Annotated in this window: 15 protein-coding genes; 7 read left to right on the top strand and 8 right to left on the bottom strand. The window is 65.4% G+C overall.

All coding sequences use genetic code 11. From position 1 onward, the window contains the following. Positions 1-1023 precede the first annotated feature (1023 nt). The 5 genes from NQV17_RS16390 to NQV17_RS16370 form a co-directional block, all read right to left on the bottom strand. Positions 1024-2040: a HoxN/HupN/NixA family nickel/cobalt transporter gene (locus tag NQV17_RS16390; protein WP_257773018.1), complete on the bottom strand. Its 1017-nt coding sequence runs from the start codon at positions 2038-2040 to the stop codon at positions 1024-1026. 177 nt (positions 2041-2217) lie between these two features. Continuing rightward, entirely contained in the window at positions 2218-4329 is a 2112-nt protein-coding gene (gene fusA, locus NQV17_RS16385) for an elongation factor G (RefSeq protein ID WP_044845578.1), read from the bottom strand. Positions 4330-4552: 223 nt separating this feature from the next. Then, a complete protein-coding gene (locus tag NQV17_RS16380) occupies positions 4553-5053 on the bottom strand; it encodes a DUF192 domain-containing protein (protein WP_257773017.1) in 501 nt (166 codons plus the stop codon). A gap of 160 nt (positions 5054-5213) precedes the next feature. Next, on the bottom strand, positions 5214-5426 hold the full coding sequence (locus NQV17_RS16375) for a hypothetical protein (protein WP_072465376.1): 213 nt from the start codon (positions 5424-5426) through the stop codon (positions 5214-5216). 289 nt (positions 5427-5715) lie between these two features. Further along, positions 5716-6294: a pseudouridine synthase gene (locus NQV17_RS16370; RefSeq protein WP_257773016.1), complete on the bottom strand. Its 579-nt coding sequence runs from the start codon at positions 6292-6294 to the stop codon at positions 5716-5718. Between the two features lie 275 nt (positions 6295-6569). Between NQV17_RS16370 and icd the strand changes: the two genes are divergently transcribed. Together icd and NQV17_RS16360 are read left to right on the top strand one after the other, a co-directional pair. Continuing rightward, positions 6570-7826 carry an NADP-dependent isocitrate dehydrogenase gene (gene icd / locus NQV17_RS16365; RefSeq protein WP_044845581.1) on the top strand — a complete coding sequence of 419 codons (1257 nt, stop codon included), beginning with the start codon at positions 6570-6572 and terminating at the stop codon, positions 7824-7826. A 279-nt stretch (positions 7827-8105) separates the two neighbouring features. Next, on the top strand, positions 8106-10334 hold the full coding sequence (locus tag NQV17_RS16360; RefSeq protein WP_257773015.1) for an NADP-dependent isocitrate dehydrogenase: 2229 nt from the start codon (positions 8106-8108) through the stop codon (positions 10332-10334). A gap of 129 nt (positions 10335-10463) precedes the next feature. On the opposite strand, the gene NQV17_RS16355 is transcribed toward NQV17_RS16360, so the two are convergent. After that, entirely contained in the window at positions 10464-10688 is a 225-nt protein-coding gene (locus NQV17_RS16355) for a hypothetical protein (RefSeq protein ID WP_121859550.1), read from the bottom strand. 523 nt (positions 10689-11211) lie between these two features. Between NQV17_RS16355 and NQV17_RS16350 the strand changes: the two genes are divergently transcribed. Further along, complete coding sequence (locus tag NQV17_RS16350) at positions 11212-12810, top strand: multicopper oxidase family protein (RefSeq protein WP_257773014.1); 1599 nt, start codon at positions 11212-11214, stop codon at positions 12808-12810. 177 nt (positions 12811-12987) lie between these two features. Here the strand turns inward: NQV17_RS16350 and NQV17_RS16345 are convergent, their stop codons facing one another. Next, the gene (locus NQV17_RS16345) at positions 12988-13191 is read right to left on the bottom strand and encodes a cold-shock protein (RefSeq protein WP_004196460.1); all 204 of its coding nucleotides are present in this window, start codon (positions 13189-13191) and stop codon (positions 12988-12990) included. Between the two features lie 56 nt (positions 13192-13247). Beyond that, positions 13248-13448, bottom strand: a complete 201-nt coding sequence (locus NQV17_RS16340; protein ID WP_185641051.1) for a hypothetical protein — start codon at positions 13446-13448, stop codon at positions 13248-13250. Positions 13449-13737: 289 nt separating this feature from the next. On the opposite strand from NQV17_RS16340, the gene clpS reads away from it, so the two are divergent. The 4 genes from clpS to NQV17_RS16320 all read left to right on the top strand — a co-directional run bounded on the left by clpS (position 13738) and on the right by NQV17_RS16320 (position 18755). Continuing rightward, positions 13738-14052, top strand: a complete 315-nt coding sequence (clpS, locus tag NQV17_RS16335; RefSeq protein ID WP_006398529.1) for an ATP-dependent Clp protease adapter ClpS — start codon at positions 13738-13740, stop codon at positions 14050-14052. Then, positions 14049-16349, top strand: a complete 2301-nt coding sequence (clpA, locus tag NQV17_RS16330) for an ATP-dependent Clp protease ATP-binding subunit ClpA (protein ID WP_044845584.1) — start codon at positions 14049-14051, stop codon at positions 16347-16349. The genes clpS and clpA overlap by 4 nt, the downstream gene beginning before the upstream one ends. A gap of 103 nt (positions 16350-16452) precedes the next feature. Next, positions 16453-17832 (top strand): amino acid permease, encoded by a 1380-nt coding sequence (locus NQV17_RS16325; RefSeq protein WP_257773013.1) that lies wholly within the window; start codon positions 16453-16455, stop codon positions 17830-17832. 152 nt (positions 17833-17984) lie between these two features. Beyond that, entirely contained in the window at positions 17985-18755 is a 771-nt protein-coding gene (locus tag NQV17_RS16320) for a membrane protein (RefSeq protein ID WP_044845586.1), read from the top strand. Positions 18756-18779 lie beyond the last annotated feature (24 nt).

Here is an 18779-nt window from a genome sequence, read left to right as displayed (position 1 = left end):
CCCCACCCCCCCCCCCCCCCCCCCCCGCCCCCCCCCCCCCCCCCGCCCCCCCCCCCGCCCCCCCCCCCCCCACCGCCACCGCCACCACCATGGCCGCCACTGCCATGACCGCCACCAGAAGTACCGCCACCGGAAGTACCACCACCGGAAGTACCACCACCGGAAGTACCACCACCCGACGTGCCACCACCGGAAGTACCCCCACCAGACGTTCCACCGCCCGAAGTACCACCGCCCGAGCCCCCGCTGCCGGAAGCATTGCCGCTGCGGCCGGTGCCGCCCGAGCCAACCGAGCCGTTCGTCCCGCCCGTTGTCCCGCCGACGCCTGCGGGGCCGACAGCGCCACTGCCGTTGTTTCCGCCGCTACCCGGGCCGCCGCTCCCGCTTCCGGTCGTTCCGCCGCTGCCGATGCCGCTGTTGCCGCCATCGCCTCCGCCGGCATACACGCGCACCGCGCAAGCAGCCGGGTTGGCCGCACATGACGCCGCGTTTTCGGCCAACATCATCACGGTATCTGCGCCAGTGTCCGCGCTGGCCGTGGCGTCAGGCGCCGCGTTCTGCTCGATCTGGGCGGTTGGGGAAGTCGAAGTGCCGTCACCCGGCAGCACGGTCACGGGAACGACGGTTGTCGTGTCCTGCGCGACGGCATACGAGCAGCAGCACGCAATCGCGGCTGCGGCCAGCAGGGTCATGCGACAGCACCGTCCCGTCGCGCGGGACAGTTGTTTCGTTCTGCTCATCATTGGTCTCCCGATGCGCGCGATGCCTCGACACGCGCATTCATCAACGTGTGGAGCAGGGGACCAGCAACGATGCAGTGTCGTTTCGGCGGCCGATGAGTGTCCGGCCGGCGCCAGAGGCCAGCCGCGAACACGAATCGGCACGCGGGCCCGCCGTGCGGATCCCTAACTGCGAGATTCGTGCCACCGGCCGGTTATGCGCGCGGCGCAAGGCGCGTCCGTAGCGCACAACAACGTGCGATACGTCGTCGTGAGCTTTTTGTTTCCGAACTGAAACGTCTGACTACGTGTGGCGTGCCGTCGTGTCGGCAGCACGCGGCCAGCGATGGCAGAGGATCGACGCGATCCAGGCGACGAGAAAGAGTGCGACGATGCCGTAACCGATCGCGCCGAAGCGTTCCCCGAGTGCGTCGAGCGCATCGCGTACGGGGCCCGTCAACGACAGCTTGTCGGCGAGCAGCCCGGCGGCCTCGATCCCGCCGATGGCCAGCGCGACGGCCGCCGACAGCAGCGTGATGCTCGCGTTGTAGAGCAGCTTGCGCCGCGGGTCGTCCATCGCCCATCCGTACGCATGAATCATCAGGACATTGTCGGTCGAGTCGATCAGCGTCATGCCGGCGGCGAACAGCGCGGGAAACAGCATGACCGTATAGAGCGGCAGCGCGTGGCTCGCTTGTGCGGCCGCGATCGCGAGCAGCGCGATTTCGGTTGCAGTATCGAAACCCAGGCCGAACAGCACCCCGGCCGGATACATGTGCCAGCTCCTCGACACGAAGCGGAACAGCGGACGCAGCAGCCGACCGACGAGGCCGGCCGGAGGATGTGCATGCGCGGCGTCGTGCGCGTGATCGGGCGCGCCGCGATAGCGCCGCCACACGTCGCGCAGGATCACCAGGTTCATGGATGCGAGCACGAGCAGGAAGGTGGCCGACACGGCCGTGCCGATCGTGCCGCCGATCTCGCGCAATACGTCGAAGCGGTCGCGCAGCGCGAACGCGCTCAGCGCGATGCCGAGCGTCGCGGCGATCACGATCGTCGAGTGGCCGAGCGAGAAGAACAGGCCGACCGTCACCGGACGCTGGCCGTCCTGCATCAGCTTGCGCGTCGCGACGTCGATCGCGGCGATGTGATCGGCGTCGACCGCATGACGCAGGCCGAGCCCGTACGCGATCGCCGCGGTGCCGAGCAGCAGCGGATGGTCGCGCAGCACCGCGAGTGCCCACAGCCAGACGGCGACGTTCGCGGCGATCAGGCCGGCATACAGCATCAGCAGGCGGCGCAGGGCAGGTGTGCGTGGCATCGGCAGGGTTCCGTCGGACGAATCGCGATGCATTGTGGCATGCGAAAAAAATGCCTGGCGTGCCGATCGAAGACGTCGCCGGCCGGTCGCATCGCTGCGTTCGACGGACGAAAAAAAGCCCGTCCGGAACCGGACGGGCTCGTGCTTGCCGCGCAGCAGTGCGCAGGTGCGCCGCGCTTACTTCACTTTCGCGTTGATCACGGCTTCCGACACGTTCGCCGGCGTTTCCGCGTAGTGCTTGAACTCCATCGTGTACGTCGCACGGCCTTGCGTCGCCGAGCGCAGCGACGTCGAATAGCCGAACATTTCCGCGAGCGGCACCTCGGCGCGCACCAGCTTGCCGCCGCCGCCCGCGATGTCTTCCATCCCCTGCACGATGCCGCGCCGGCTCGACAGGTCGCCCATCACGTTGCCCATGAAGTCCTCGGGCGTCTCGACCTCGACGGCCATCATCGGCTCGAGCAGCACCGGCTTGGCCTTGCGCATCGCTTCCTTGAACGCCATCGAGCCGGCCATCCGGAACGCGTTTTCGTTCGAGTCGACGTCGTGGTACGAGCCGAACGTCAGGTGCACCTTCACGTCGACCACCGGGTAGCCCGCGAGCACGCCGCTCTTCAGCGTCTCGGTGATGCCCTTGTCGACGGCCGGGATGAATTCGCGCGGAATCACGCCGCCCTTGATCTCGTCGAGGAACTCGTAGCCCTTGCCGGGGTTCGGCTCCAGCGTGATCACCGCGTGCCCGTACTGGCCGCGCCCGCCCGACTGCTTGACGAACTTGCCCTCGACATCGGATGCCGTCGTGCGCACCGTTTCGCGATACGCGACCTGCGGCTTGCCGACCGTCGCCTCGACGCCGAACTCGCGCTTCATCCGGTCGACCAGGATTTCGAGGTGCAGCTCGCCCATCCCCGAAATGATCGTCTGGCCGGATTCCTCGTCGGTCTGCACGCGGAACGACGGATCTTCCTGCGCGAGACGGTTCAGCGCGAGGCCCATCTTCTCCTGGTCGGCCTTCGTCTTCGGCTCGACGGCCTGCGAGATCACCGGCTCCGGGAATTCCATCTTCTCGAGGATGATCGGCTTGGCCGGATCGCACAGCGTGTCGCCCGTCGTCGCTTCCTTCAGGCCCACGGCCGCCGCGATGTCGCCCGCGCGCACTTCCTTGATTTCCTTGCGCTCGTTCGCGTGCATCTGCAGGATCCGGCCGAGCCGCTCCTTCTTGTCCTTCGTCGCGTTCAGCACCGTGTCGCCCGATTCGACGACGCCCGAATACACGCGGAAGAAGATCAGCTGGCCGACGAACGGATCGGTCATGATCTTGAACGCGAGCGACGAGAACGGCTCGTCGTCGCTCGGGTGACGTTCGGCCGGCTTCTCCGGATCGTGGAAGTCGTGACCGAGGATGGCCGGCACGTCGACCGGCGACGGCAGGTAGTCGATCACCGCGTCGAGCATCGCCTGCACGCCCTTGTTCTTGAACGCGCTGCCGCACAGCATCGGCACGATCTCGTTGGCGATCGTGCGCTGGCGCAGCGCGGCCTTGATCTCGTCCTCGGTCAGCGATTCATGGTCGTGCAGGTACTTCTCGAGCAGTTCCTCGCTGGCTTCCGCGGCGGCCTCGACCATCTTCTCGCGCCATTCGTGCGCGAGCTCGACGAGATTCGCGGGGATGTCTTCGTACGTGAACTTCACGCCCTGGCTTTCGTCGTCCCAGACGATCGCCTTCATCTTCACGAGATCGACGACGCCCTGGAAATGATCTTCCGCGCCGATCGGAATCTGGATCGGCACGGCGACGCCCTTCAGGCGCTCGCCGATCTGGCGCTGCACGCGGAAGAAGTCCGCGCCGATGCGGTCCATCTTGTTGACGAACGCGATGCGCGGCACCTTGTACTTGTTCGCCTGGCGCCATACGGTTTCGGACTGCGGCTGCACGCCGCCGACCGAGTCGTAGACCATGCACGCGCCGTCGAGCACGCGCATCGAGCGCTCGACCTCGATCGTGAAGTCGACGTGCCCGGGGGTGTCGATGATGTTGATCCGGTGTTCGGGGTAGTTGCCGGCCATGCCTTTCCAGAAGGCCGTGGTCGCAGCCGACGTGATCGTGATGCCGCGTTCCTGCTCCTGCTCCATCCAGTCCATCGTGGCCGCGCCGTCGTGCACTTCACCGATCTTGTGGCTCACGCCGGTGTAAAACAGGATGCGCTCGGTCGTCGTGGTCTTGCCGGCATCGATGTGAGCGCTGATCCCGATATTGCGATAGCGCTCGATGGGGGTTTTGCGGGGCACGTGAACCTCCTGGTGGTTCGGATCGTAAGCGGGACGGCGGCGCCGGCCCGGGCTGAAACAAGCGAGATTTAAAGCATAGCGCTTGTCCGTGGCTTTTGCAGATGCGGGCAAGGTGCGCCGTATCAAGGCGGCCGCGGCCGCCGGCCGGCGAAAAAAAAGCCGGCGCCCAACAAGCAGGGCGGCCGGCTGCGGTCGATGCGCGGCGGCGCCGCGGCGATGGCGATTACTGGGCCTTGGGCAGCCCGTCGAGCTTCATGCCCGGCTTGATGCCTTTCGCCGCGAACCAGCCCTTGCTCATTTCGAGCGCATAGACACCGTTGTTGCGCGGGCAGTGGTTGTCGGTCGTCTCGGCCTTCATCTCGTCGATGTCGGTAATCGTGCCGTCCGCGCGAATAAACGCGATCGACAGCGGGATCAGCGTGTTCTTCATCCAGAAGCAGTGCACGGCGTTCTCGTTGAACACGAACAGCATGCCTTCGTTCGGCGCGAGCTGCGACCGGTACATCAGCCCCTGTTCGCGATCGGCGTCGTTCGCGGCGACGGCCGCGTCGATCACGTACATGCCGGCGCGCAGCTTCACGCGCGGGAACTCGCCCGGCTGCTTGGCGCCGGGCGGCATCTGGGCGTGGGCGGTCTGCATGCCGAGTGCGAGGACGGCGAGCGCGGCGGGAAACACGGCGGCGCGCGCAAGGCGGCCGAGCGACGAGCGCAGGGAGAATCGCACAGCAGGGCTCCTATCGGGAAAACGAGACCCGCATGGTACGCGATGCGCGCCGGCGGGCACAAAAAAGAAAAAGGCAGATCGCCTCGCGGTGATCTGCCTTTCAACGCCGTAAGAACGGCAAGACTGCGTGTTCTTGACTGCGTTATTACAAACAGCTTGCTTAGTTCGAAGCAGCTGCCGGTGCTTCGGCTTCGCTAGCTGCCTTCTTAGCTGCGTGGTGCTTCTTCTTTGCGTGGTGCTTCTTGGCAGCGTGCTTTGCCGGTGCCGAAGCAGCTGCCGGAGCAGCAGCCGAAGCAGCTTCCGGAGCCGAAGCTTGTGCGAATGCTGCCGTTGCGAAGAGGCCAGCGACCAGAGCGGCGATCAGTTTGTTCATGTTGTGTTCCTCAGCTTTAGTTAATTAACCAAATGACCCGGCAATAGGAGTCATGTCGTCTAACGGTGCCATCCACCTTTCGGTTGACAGACGCTTTGAGAAATTTCTCTTTGCGCTGCGGGCGCCGAATCGTATTCGAAGAAAACGTCGCTTTCGTGACGCAAACACGGAAATACCGGTTCGGCTGCCAATGCCGGATAGCTAAGGGTGGCATCTGCGTGGTTTAACGCACGATGTTCGCCGGCGGTTGACGAAAAAGATGACGAAAAATTCGCACGTCCCGAATTCGTCATTCGGCGCGTGCGAAACCGTCCCACGGGGCGCGCGGCGGCAGCACGATTGTTTCGCCCGGCGCAATGCCGAGCGCGAATATGTCGAGCGCGCCAACGCCGACCCGCACGAGACGCAAGGTCGGGAAGCCGATCGCGGCCGTCATCCGGCGCACCTGCCGGTTCTTGCCTTCGGTGATCGCGAGTTCGATCCACGTGGTCGGGATCGCGGCGCGATAGCGGATCGGCGGGTTGCGCGGCCACAGCGCGTCGGGCGGTTCGATGAATTCGGCGCGGCACGGGCGCGTCACGTAGTCGCCGAGATCGACGCCGCGCGCGAGTGCCTTCAGGTCGGCCGGCCCCGGCGCGCCGTCGACCTGCGCCCAGTAGCGCTTGACGAGCTTGTGGCGCGGCTCGGCGATGTGCGCCTGCAGCGCGCCGTCGTCGGTGAGCAGCAGCAGGCCCTCGCTGTCCGCGTCGAGCCGGCCGGCCGGGTAGACGCCGGGCGTGGTTACCCAGTCGCCGAGCGACGGCCGCGTCTCGTGCGCGGAAAACTGGCAAATCGTGCCGAACGGCTTGTTGAGGGCGATCAGGGTCATGGCGAGGCGCCCGCCCGGCGTGCCGCGGGGAAGCGGGACGGGCGGTCTATGGCAAATGGCGGAATCTTAATGCATAATACGGAACGGCAAGTCCTCTGTCTTATATAAGACATAAGGGAAGACTTGATACGCAGCGTCGCGCTTCGTGCCGCCGGCCCCGGTTGGGGCGCTAGAATAGCGGCTCGCTGTTGCCGTCACGAAGGTGGCAAGGCCACCTCGCCGCGCGCGCAGTTTCGACCAGCATCACCTGCTCAGCCACGTCACTGGAGTCGATCATGCCGTATCAGCACATCAAGGTTCCGGAAGGCGGTGACAAGATCACCGTCAACAAGGACTTCTCGCTCAACGTTTCCGATCAGCCGATCATTCCCTACATCGAAGGCGACGGTACGGGCTTCGATATCACGCCGGTCATGATCAAGGTCGTCGACGCGGCGGTCGCGCATGCCTACAAGGGCAAGCGCAAGATCCACTGGATGGAGATCTTCGCGGGCGAGAAGGCGACGAAGGTGTACGGTCCGGACGTGTGGCTGCCGGACGAGACGCTGCAGGTGCTGAAGGAATACGTGGTGTCGATCAAGGGGCCGCTCACGACCCCGGTCGGCGGCGGCATCCGTTCGCTGAACGTCGCGCTGCGCCAGGAACTCGACCTCTACGTCTGCCTGCGCCCGGTCCAGTATTTCAAGGGTGTGCCGTCGCCGGTGCGCGAGCCGCAAAAGATCGACATGGTGATCTTCCGCGAGAACTCGGAAGACATCTACGCGGGCATCGAATGGGCCGCGGGCTCCGAGCAGGCGAAGAAGGTCATCAAGTTCCTGCAGGAAGAGATGGGCGTGAAGAAGATCCGCTTCCCGGAAACCTCGGGGATCGGCGTCAAGCCCGTGTCGACCGAAGGCACCGAGCGTCTCGTGCGCAAGGCGATCCAGTACGCGATCGACAACGATCGCAAGTCGGTCACGCTGGTGCACAAGGGCAACATCATGAAGTTCACGGAAGGCCTGTTCCGTGACGCCGGCTATGCGCTCGCGCAGAAGGAGTTCGGCGGCGAGCTGATCGACGGCGGCCCGTGGATGCGCGTGAAGAACCCGAAGACGGGTAACGAGATCGTCATCAAGGATTCGATCGCCGACGCGTTCCTGCAGCAGATCCTGCTGCGTCCGGCCGAGTACGACGTGATCGCGACGCTGAACCTGAACGGCGACTACATCTCCGACGCACTGGCCGCGCAGGTCGGCGGCATCGGGATCGCGCCGGGCGCGAACCTGTCGGATTCGGTCGCGATGTTCGAGGCGACCCACGGCACGGCGCCGAAGTACGCGGGCAAGGATTACGTGAACCCCGGTTCCGAGATCCTGTCGGCGGAAATGATGCTGCGCCACCTCGGCTGGACGGAAGCGGCCGACACGATCATCGCCGCGATGGAGAAGTCGATCCTGCAGAAGCGCGTCACGTACGACTTCGCGCGCCTCATGGAAGGCGCGACGCAGGTGTCGTGCTCCGGCTTCGGCGAAGTGCTGATCGAGAACATGTAAGTCCCTTCCGGGGCAGGCCGGCGGACCGCCGGCCGCCCCGGCGCCCACTGCCGGCGCCGGGGCGTTTCATGAACGGCAGGTTTGTTGGCAGGGCGGTCCGGCATGCGGGCCGCGGCGCCGCGATGCGGCCCGGGTGCCCTGCAAGGTAGAACATGACGGCCCTCGCAACACCACCGCCCGGCTAGCCGGCACACCCCTTTCGCGATCGACCCGGTCGCTCCCCGCCGGTTACCGCCGGCGCTCCTCAGTCCCAAATTTTCACGTAGCAACGCATCGACCATGTCCACTTCGCCCAAGATCATCTACACCCTCACCGACGAAGCGCCCGCGCTCGCGACCTATTCGCTGCTGCCGATCGTCAAGGCCTTCACGCGCTCGTCGGGCGTCGCCGTCGAAACGCGCGACATCTCGCTCGCCGGCCGCATCATCGCGGCATTCGCCGACGTCCTGCCGCCGGAGCAGAAGGGTTCCGACGATCTGGCCGAACTGGGCCAGCTCACGCTGAAGCCGGAAGCGAACATCATCAAGCTGCCGAACATCAGCGCATCGGTGCCGCAGCTCAAGGCCGCGATCGCCGAACTGCAGGCGCAGGGCTACAGGCTGCCGGCCTACCCGGAAGAGCCGTCGAGCGACGAAGAGAAGGCCGTCAAGGCCCGCTACGACAAGATCAAGGGCAGCGCGGTGAACCCGGTGCTGCGCGAAGGCAACTCCGACCGTCGCGCGCCGCTGTCGGTCAAGAACTACGCACGCAAGCACCCGCACAAGATGGGCGCATGGAAGGCCACGTCGAAGGCGCACGTCGCGCACATGACCGAAGGCGACTTCTACGGCAGCGAGAAGTCGGCGCTGATCGCCGAGGCCGGCAGCGTGAAGATCGAACTCACGACGGCCGACGGCGTGAAGAAGGTGCTGAAGGAAAAGACGGCCGTGAAGGCCGGTGAAGTCATCGACGCGTCGGTGATGAGCCGCAAGGCGCTGCGCAGCTTCATCGAAGCGCAGATCGCCGACGCGAAGGCGCAGGACGTGCTGTTCTCGGTGCACCTGAAGGCGACCATGATGAAGGTCTCGGACCCGATCCTGTTCGGTCACTTCGTGTCGGTGTTCTACCGCGACGCGCTCGCGAAGCACGCGGACGTGCTGGCGCAGGCCGGCTTCAACCCGAACAACGGGATCGGCGACCTGTACGCGCGCCTGAAGGACCTGCCGGCCGACACGCGCGAAGCGATCGAAGCCGACGTCAAGGCCGAGTACGCGGTGCGTCCGCGCCTCGCGATGGTCAACTCGGACAAGGGCATCACGAACCTGCACGTGCCGAGCGACGTGATCGTCGACGCATCGATGCCGGCGATGATCCGCGAGTCGGGCTGCATGTGGGGCCCGGACGGTGAACTGTACGACGCGAAGGCCGTGATTCCGGACCGCTGCTACGCGGGCGTCTACCAGGCCGTGATCGAGGACTGCAAGCAGCACGGCGCATTCGACCCGGTCACGATGGGCAGCGTGCCGAACGTCGGCCTGATGGCGCAGGCGGCCGAGGAATACGGTTCGCACGACAAGACGTTCCTGATCCCGGCGGACGGCGTCGTGCGCGTCACCGACGAAGCCGGCAACGTGCTGCTCGAGCACGCGGTCGAGTCGGGCGACGTCTGGCGCATGTGCCAGACGAAGGACGCACCGGTGCAGGACTGGGTCAAGCTCGCGGTGAACCGCGCCCGCGCGACCGGCGCGCCGGCCGTGTTCTGGCTCGATCCGGCACGTGCGCACGACGCGCAGATCATCGCGAAGGTCGAACGCTACCTGAAGGATCACGATACGAACGGCCTCGACATCCGCATCATGACGCCGGTGGACGCGACGCGTTTCTCGCTCGAGCGCATCCGCGCGGGCAAGGACACGATCTCGGTCACGGGCAACGTGCTGCGCGACTACCTGACCGACCTGTTCCCGATCATGGAACTCGGCACCAGCGCGAAGATGCTGTCGATCGTGCCGCTGATGGCCGGCGGCGGGATGTTCGAGACGGGCGCGGGCGGCTCGGCACCGAAGCACGTGCAGCAGTTCGTCGAGGAAGGCTTCCTGCGCTGGGATTCGCTCGGCGAATTCCTCGCGCTGGCCGCGTCGCTCGAACACCTCGGCAACGCGTACCAGAACCCGAAGGCGCTCGTGCTCGCGAAGACGCTCGACCAGGCGACCGGCAAGTTCCTGGACGAGAACAAGTCGCCGGCGCGCAAGGTCGGCGGCCTCGACAACCGCGGCAGCCACTTCTACCTGTGCCTGTACTGGGCGCAGGCGCTGGCCGAGCAGACCGAGGACGCCGCGCTGAAGGCGCAGTTCGAAGGCGTCGCGAAGTCGCTGTCCGACAGCGAAGCGCGCATCCTGGAAGAACTGTCGGCCGCGCAGGGCAAGGCACAGGCGATCGGCGGCTACTACCGTCCGAGCGTCGAGCTGACGAGCCAGGCGATGCGCCCGAGCGCAACGCTGAACGGCATCGTCGACGCAGTCGCCTGACGCCGGCCGCGCCACCGCGCGCGCCACGTCAACGGCAGCAGCCGACATGGCGGGCCAGACGGCTCGCCGTTGCGCCGAACATGAAAACGCCCCGGTCGCCCGGGGCGTTTTTCGTTGCCGGCATGTCATTCAGACGTGAACGATTTCCCATTCTGCGATTTCGTCCGGCACTTCGAGCGTGGCCGTATCCAGTTCGGATGGCTGTTCGCAGTCGCCGCGGGAGATGCGGTCGGCTGCCACTTCCGGGCACGAGAACGCGCCGAGCGAGGCGTTGCCGAACGTCGCTTCCCAGCCGCCGTTTGCCGGCAGGATGTAGAACGACCCGAGCGCTGAACCAAAGCGAAATCCCTTCATTTCCGTTCTCCCTTTCTGATTACAAGCGATTCTGGTGTGCCGCCCGCCCGTGCGTCCGGCTGTGGCCCGACTGGCTGCTTGCGCCGGGTTCCGTATCGAACGTCGTGGCGAAGCGTCAGTGCATGGAACAAAGTCTACGTCCGCGAGCGCGCTCGATGGTGCGCGTAGAATGCATTCTCGAAACAAAAATTCTCCTTTTAAAACAATTGGATATTTCGCGTGTTTTGTATTGCGGAATGATTTTTGGCATCGCGAAACAACGAATTTGTGCCGTGCACCACGAATTTTTATAAAGCAGAGACTTGTTCCACATCGTGAAAAATTGAGGGGTTTCAGGCAAAGGGGGCCATGCGGCGTATCGACGCTCGCGCGATGTCGCGGCGTTTCGACCGAGTGCTGCAGTTATGATGACGCGGGCATCGGATTGCGCGTCGCACGGGCGCTTCCCCGTGCCGGCACGCGTGCAGGTCGCGACGGGCGCGCGACGGCCGCACGATGCCGCACGAATAACGAGGAACGATTGATGATACGGAGAACCTTCCTGTCGCACGCCATCGGTGTCGCGGCCGCATCGCTGTTTGCGCGCGCCGCATCGGCGCAGCATGCCGGTCACGCGGGCATGGCCGGCATGGATCGGATGGACGACATGCCGGGCATGTCGGGAATGGCGGACCACGCGCAGCACGCGAAGCCGGCGCCGGCCGCGCTCGCCGCGGCCGACGCGCTGCCGGCCGGCACGCCGCTCGCGTCGCTGCGCACCCTGGCAAACGAAAGCCGCGAACCCGGCAGGTTCCGCGCGACGCTGGTCGCGCAGCCGGTCGCGCGTCCGATGCTGCACGGTGCGCGTCCGACGACGTTCTGGCAGTTCGGTGCGGGCACGCAAGGGCCTGTCGTCGGCCCGCTGATCGACGTGCGCGAGGGCGACACGGTCGAGATCCGCTTCGTGAACAAGCTGCCGCAACCGTCGACGATCCACTGGCACGGGCTGCCGGTGCCGCCCGACCAGGACGGCAATCCGTCCGATCCGGTCGCGCCGGGCGCGTCGCATGTGTACCGCTTCACGCTGCCGAAGGGCAGCGCCGGCACCTACTGGTATCACCCCCATCCGCACATGATGACGGCCGAACAGGTATTCCGCGGGCTTGCGGGGCCCTTCATCGTGCGCGCCGCCGACGACCCGCTCGCCGGCTGGCCCGAGCGCAACCTGTTCGTATCCGACCTGAAGCTCGCGCGCGACGGCACGATTCCGCCGAACGACATGATGGACTGGATGAACGGCCGCGAAGGCCAGTTCGTGCTGGTCAACGGGGCGCGCCGGCCGCGGATCGACGTCGCGGGCGACGAGCGCTGGCGCGTGTGGAACGCATGCAGCGCGCGCTACCTGCGCGTCGCGTTCGACGACGGCCGCGCGTTCGAGCAGGTCGGCACCGACGGCGGGTTGTTCGACGCGCCGCGACGCGTGACGTCGCTGCTGCTCGCGCCGGGCGAGCGTGCGGAACTGCTGGTGCGCGCCGGCGACCGCGCGTCACGCGCGGTGCTGCAGGCGGCCGAATACGACCGCCGCAAGATGGCAATGTCGCACGACGGCGGCCACGGCAGCCTGCCGCCGGATCCGGCGCTGGCGCTCGCCGATGTCGCGTTCGCGCCTGCAGCGGCGCGCGCGCTGCCCGCGACGCTGCGCCAGGTGCCCGCGCTCGGCGAGCCGGTCGCGCAGAAGACGATCGAGTTCGGCGAAAAGATGGACATGGACGCGATGATGAAAGGGCCGGCACACGGCCGCCCGGCGGGCATGCGCTTCATGATCAACGGTGCGACCTACGCGCCGCATCGCGCGACGCTGACCAGCCGCCGCGGCGACGTCGAGCGCTGGACCCTGCGCAACGCCACCGACATGGATCATCCGTTCCACCTGCATGGCACGCAATTCCAGGTGATCGAGCGCGCGTCGGACGGCACGCGCACGAGCGAACCGTTCCGCGCATGGCGCGATACCGTGAACGTGCGCAGCGGCGAGACCGTGACGCTACTCGTCACACAAGACATGCCCGGCGAGCGCATGTTTCATTGCCACATTCTCGAACACGAGGATCTCGGCATGATGGGCACGCTGAAGGTCGTGTAACGGATATCGAATATGTTTCACGCGCATGACGGCATTCGATCTGCGCGTGCGACAAGACAATATGTGTTCGATTATCGGGATTGAACGAAAAGGCCGGCCAATCGAATTAACGAGTGGCCGGCCTGAAAAAAAGAAACCCGGCGCAATGCCGGGTTTCTTCGTCTGATATCCGGTGCCTTACGCGGCCTGGATGTTCGACGCTTGCTTGCCCTTCGGCCCTTGAACGACCTCGAAGCTTACCTTCTGGCCTTCCTTCAGGGTCTTGAAGCCCTGCATGTTGATGGCCGAGAAGTGCGCAAACAGATCTTCACCGCCCTCGTCGGGAGTGATGAAACCGAAGCCCTTCGCGTCGTTGAACCACTTAACGATACCAGTTGCCATTTCCTACTTCCCCTGTCACACAGTCGCTGCTACTTACCACGAGCACGCTCGAAAAGCTAAACGACCGGAAAATACAGCCGTTCCCCCCTCACAAGCTCACCTTCGGCCTCTTTCATTTCGCCAACCGGCGAGTTGAAAAAAGTGCCAGCTTGATTGTTGGCGCTCTTTATTTGAGTGTCAAGGGGAATTTTTAGACGTTTAGAGGGACGTTGTAAAGAACCCATTTTCAGGGTTTTTCCGGCTTTGCTTTGCAGCATCCCGTCGAGCGCGCGGACTTGAAAAGACGCATAATCGGCTCATATACCAGGCTCGAGTGACACGCGATCGAGTCGTCCCGGCTTGTGGGATACTGGACGCGGATGCGACGTCCGGTGCAGTTTCCCCCTGACGGTTCGTGTTCCGCGCCACGCGTGAAAGCCGGCACCGCAGCCGGCTTTCGTATGGTGCGAAGACGATCGCGGGTCGTCGGGAACCAGGGAGGGCACCGGCCGGTCGGTCGGGTAACGGCAGGATTGCGGGCCTGTCCGAGTTGTTTAGAATGGGTGTATGGCGATTATCCCGGACAAGCAGGACAGCACCGTCCTGGAACGCAAGCAGCAGAAGCTCAAGCCGCCTTCGATGTACAAGGTGGTGCTGCTGAACGACGACTTCACGCCGATGGAGTTCGTCGTGATGGTCGTACAGGAGTATTTCAAGAAGGATCGCGAGACGGCCACGCAGATCATGCTGAAGGTCCATCGCGAAGGGCGAGGGGTTTGTGGGGTCTATACGCGGGACATCGCGTCGACCAAGGTTGAGCAAGTCGTTACCCATGCGCGGCAGGCCGGGCATCCGCTGCAGTGCGTGATGGAGGAAGCATGATTGCCCAGGAATTGGAAGTCAGCCTGCACATGGCGTTCATGGAAGCACGCCAGGCGCGCCATGAGTTCATTACGGTCGAGCATCTGCTGCTGGCCCTGCTGGATAATCCGACGGCAGCCGAGGTGTTGCGCGCGTGTGCGGCCAACATCGAGGACTTGCGTCAGAACCTGCGCAATTTCATCCACGACAACACACCTACCGTCCCGGGCACCGACGATGTCGATACCCAGCCGACGCTCGGTTTCCAGCGCGTGATCCAGCGCGCGATCATGCACGTCCAGTCGACGTCGAACGGCAAGAAGGAAGTGACCGGCGCGAACGTGCTGGTCGCGATCTTCGGCGAGAAGGATTCGCACGCGGTCTACTACCTGCAGCAGCAGGGCGTCACGCGCCTGGACGTCGTGAACTTCATTTCGCACGGCATCGCGAAGACGAACGGCGGCGAAGCCGCGAAGTCGTCCGACGCGAACGCGGAAAGCGAAGACGCGAATGCGCAGAAGGAAACCCCGCTCGCGCAGTTCACGCAGAACCTGAACCAGATGGCGAAGGACGGCCGCATCGATCCGCTGATCGGCCGCGAGCCGGAAGTCGAGCGCGTCGTGCAGGTGCTGTGCCGCCGCCGCAAGAACAATCCGCTGCTCGTCGGCGAGGCCGGCGTCGGCAAGACCGCGATCGCGGAAGGGCTCGCCTATCGCATCACGCGCGGCGAAGTGCCGGACATCCTCGCGAACGCGCAGGTGTATTCGCTCGACATGGGCGCGCTGCTGGCGGGCACCAAGTATCGCGGCGACTTCGAGCAGCGTCTGAAGACGGTGCTGAAGGAACTGAAGGAACGGCCGCACGCGATCCTGTTCATCGACGAAATCCACACGCTGATCGGCGCGGGCGCCGCATCGGGCGGCACGCTCGACGCGTCGAACCTGCTGAAGCCGGCGCTGTCGTCGGGCACGCTCAAGTGCATCGGCGCGACCACGTTCACCGAGTATCGCGGCATCTTCGAGAAGGACGCGGCGCTGTCGCGGCGCTTCCAGAAGGTCGACGTGACGGAGCCGACCGTCGAGCAGACGGTCGCGATCCTGCGCGGGCTGAAGTCGCGCTTCGAGGAGCATCACGGCGTCAAGTATTCGTCGGGCGCGCTGTCGGCCGCGGCCGAACTGTCGGCGCGCTTCATCACCGACCGTCACCTGCCGGACAAGGCGATCGACGTGATCGACGAAGCGGGCGCCGCGCAGCGCATCCTGCCGAAGTCGAAGCAGAAGAAGACGATCGGCAAGAGCGAGATCGAGGAAATCATCTCGAAGATCGCGCGCGTGCCGGCGCAGAGCGTGTCGCAGGACGATCGCAGCAAGCTGCAGACGCTCGATCGCGACCTGAAGAGCGTTGTGTTCGGGCAGGATCCGGCGATCGACGCGCTCGCCGCGTCGATCAAGATGGCGCGCGCGGGCCTCGGCAAGATGGACAAGCCGATCGGCGCGTTCCTGTTCTCCGGCCCGACCGGCGTCGGCAAGACCGAAGTCGCGCGCCAGCTCGCGTTCACGCTCGGCATCGAGCTGATCCGCTTCGACATGTCGGAATACATGGAGCGTCACGCGGTGAGCCGGCTGATCGGCGCGCCGCCGGGCTACGTCGGGTTCGACCAGGGTGGCTTGCTGACCGAAGCCGTCACGAAGAAGCCGCATTGCGTGCTGCTGCTCGACGAGATCGAGAAGGCGCATCCGGACATCTTCAACGTGCTGCTGCAGGTGATGGACCACGGCACGCTGACGGACAACAACGGCCGCAAGGCGGATTTCCGCAACGTCATCATCATCATGACGACGAACGCGGGCGCCGAGTCGATGCAGAAGGCGACGATCGGCTTCACGACGCGCCGCGAAACGGGCGACGAGATGACCGACATCAAGCGCCTGTTCACGCCGGAGTTCCGCAACCGTCTGGACGCGATCATCAGCTTCCGCTCGCTCGATGAGGAAATCATCATGCGCGTGGTCGACAAGTTCCTGATCCAGCTCGAGGAGCAGCTGCACGAGAAGAAGGTCGACGCGCTCTTCACCGACGCGTTGCGCAAGCATCTCGCGAAGCACGGCTTCGACCCGCTGATGGGCGCGCGGCCGATGCAGCGGCTGATCCAGGACACGATCCGTCGCGCGCTGGCCGACGAACTGCTGTTCGGCAAGCTCGTCAATGGCGGCCACGTGACGGTCGACGTGGACGAAAACGACAAGGTGCAGTTGTCGTTCGACAAGCTGGCGAATCCGCCGCACAAGCCGAACGAAGAGGCGGTCGAAGTCGAGTAAGCGATAATTCGTGGTTCATGCGAGCGGCGCGGGAAGTTCTCCGCGCCGTTTCGTTTTATCTGGCGCCGGTGGCGCGATGGCGGTGCAGGGGAGTGGTAACGCAGTGACACAACAACAACGATCGTTCGACAACATCGTCGCGCGCGAACAAGGCTTGCGCCATGCGCTGACGTCCGGGCAGATGGCGATGATCGCGATCGGCGGCGCGATCGGCACGGGGCTGTTCCTCGGCAGCGGGTTCGCGATCGGGCTCGCCGGCCCGAGCGTGCTGGTTTCGTACGCGATCGGCGCGCTGATCGCGCTGCTGCTGATGGGCGCGCTCGCGGAAATGACGGTCGCGCATCCGACGGCCGGCTCGTTCGGCGCGTATGCCGAGCACTACGTCGGCCCGCTCGCGGGCTTTCTCGTGCGCTATGCGTACTGGTTCGCGGTGGTGTTCGCGATCGGCACCGAGATCAGCGCGATCGCCGTCTTCATGAAGTACTGGTTTCCGGCCGTGCCCGGCTGGTATTGGGTGATCGGCTTCTCCGCGCTGCTGATCGCGGTGAACCTGGCGAGCGTCACGCTGTACGGCTCGGTCGAATACGCATTCTCGCTGCTGAAGATCGCGGCGATCGTCGTGTTCATCGTGCTCGGCGCGTATCTCGTGTGGTCGGCGCCGGCGGCTTCCGGCATCGGCTTCGCGAACTACACCGCGCATGGCGGCTTCATGCCGAAAGGGCCGTGGGGCACCTGGGTCGCGGTGATCGTCGCGATCTTCAGCTACATGAGCATCGAGGCGGTCGCGATCGCGGCCGGCGAGGCGCGCGATCCGCAGCACGCGGTCACGCGCGCGTTCCGTTCGACGGTGTTCCGGCTCGTGCTGTTCTACCTGCTGACGCTGTCGCTGATGCTCGCGATCGTGCCGTGGACCCAGGCCGGCACCGACGAAAGCCCGTTCGTGAAGGTGATGGCCGCGACGCACGTGCCGTACGCGGCCGGCGTGATCAACTTCGTGCTGCTGATCGCGGCGCTGTCGGCGATGAACAGCCAGCTCTACGTGACGACGCGGATGATGTTCAGCCTGTCGCGCGCGCGGCTCGCGCCGGCGGTGTTCGGCCGGCTCGGCAGCAACGGCGTGCCGCGCGCGGCGCTGTGGATCTCGACCAGCGGCGTCGCGGTCGCGGCGGTACTGGTCGCCCTGTCGCCGGACACTGCGTTCACCGTGATGATGGCGATCGCGATGTTCGGCGCGCTGTTCACGTGGATGATGATCTTCGTCACGCATCTGCGCTTTCGCGCGCGGTACAGCGGCCCGGCGCTCGCGTTCCGGATGTGGGGGCACCCGTTCGGCAGCCTGCTCGGTGCCGGGCTCGTCGGCGCGATCCTGCTGACGACCGCGTTCACGCGCGAATTCCGGATGACGATGGTGGTCGGCGTCGTGTTCGTCGTGCTGCTGACGCTCGCGTACGCGCTGCACTATCGGCACCAGCACGCGCGCTGACGCGTGCGTTCCCGCCGCGGGGCTGCAGCCTGCGCGGCGTCGCAACGCCCGCCGCACTAAGGTTCCGTTAAGCCGGCGGCGAGTACATTCGAACCTGTCCGCGATCCGGGCCGGCGCACGCCCGCCCGTCGCCATCTGTAAAAGGGGTTCGAATGAACAAACTTCCCGAAATCACGCTCGCGTTCTGGATCATGAAGATCTGCGCGACGACGCTCGGCGAAACCGGCGGCGACCTGCTCTCGATGACGCTGAACGTCGGCTATGCGGTGAGCTCGATCCTGCTGTTCGGTTTCTTTCTCGTCACGCTCGGCGCGCAGCTCAGGACGACGCAATATCGCCCGGCGATCTACTGGGCCGTGATCGTCGCGACGAGCACGGCGGGCACGACGATGTCCGACTTCATGGACCGCACGCTCGGCCTCGGCTACGCGGCCGGCTCGTCGATCCTCGTCGCGATCCTGCTGGCGATCTTCACGGTGTGGCGCCTGAGCGGCGAATCGCTGTCGGTCGACCTGATCCGCACGCGCAAGGTCGAGCTGCTGTACTGGATCGCGATCCTGTTCTCGAACACGCTCGGCACCGCGCTCGGCGATTTCCTCGCGGACAGCTCGGGCCTCGGCTTCGGCGGCGGCGCGCTGCTGATCGGCGGGCTGCTCGCGGCGATCGTGCTCGCGCACTACTTCACGCGCATTTCCGGCGTGCTGCTGTTCTGGGCGGCGTTCGTGCTCACGCGTCCGTTCGGGGCGACGGTCGGCGACCTGCTGACGAAACCGGTCGCCAAGGGCGGACTCGCGCTCGGCACGGTCGGCTCGTCGGCGGTGCTGCTCGGCGTGCTGGTCGCGCTGGTGATCTACGCGAGCATCGCGCAGGCGCGGCGCCGCGAACTCGTACCCGCGCGGATCGCGCAGACGGCCGAGCGGTGAGCTTAGTCACACTGAATCGGAAAA

This window comes from Burkholderia sp. SCN-KJ (genome assembly GCF_024656005.1).
Classification (GTDB): domain Bacteria; phylum Pseudomonadota; class Gammaproteobacteria; order Burkholderiales; family Burkholderiaceae; genus Burkholderia.
Note: the sequence above shows the minus strand (reverse complement) of the source record. Positions and strands in the feature narration are given on the sequence as shown.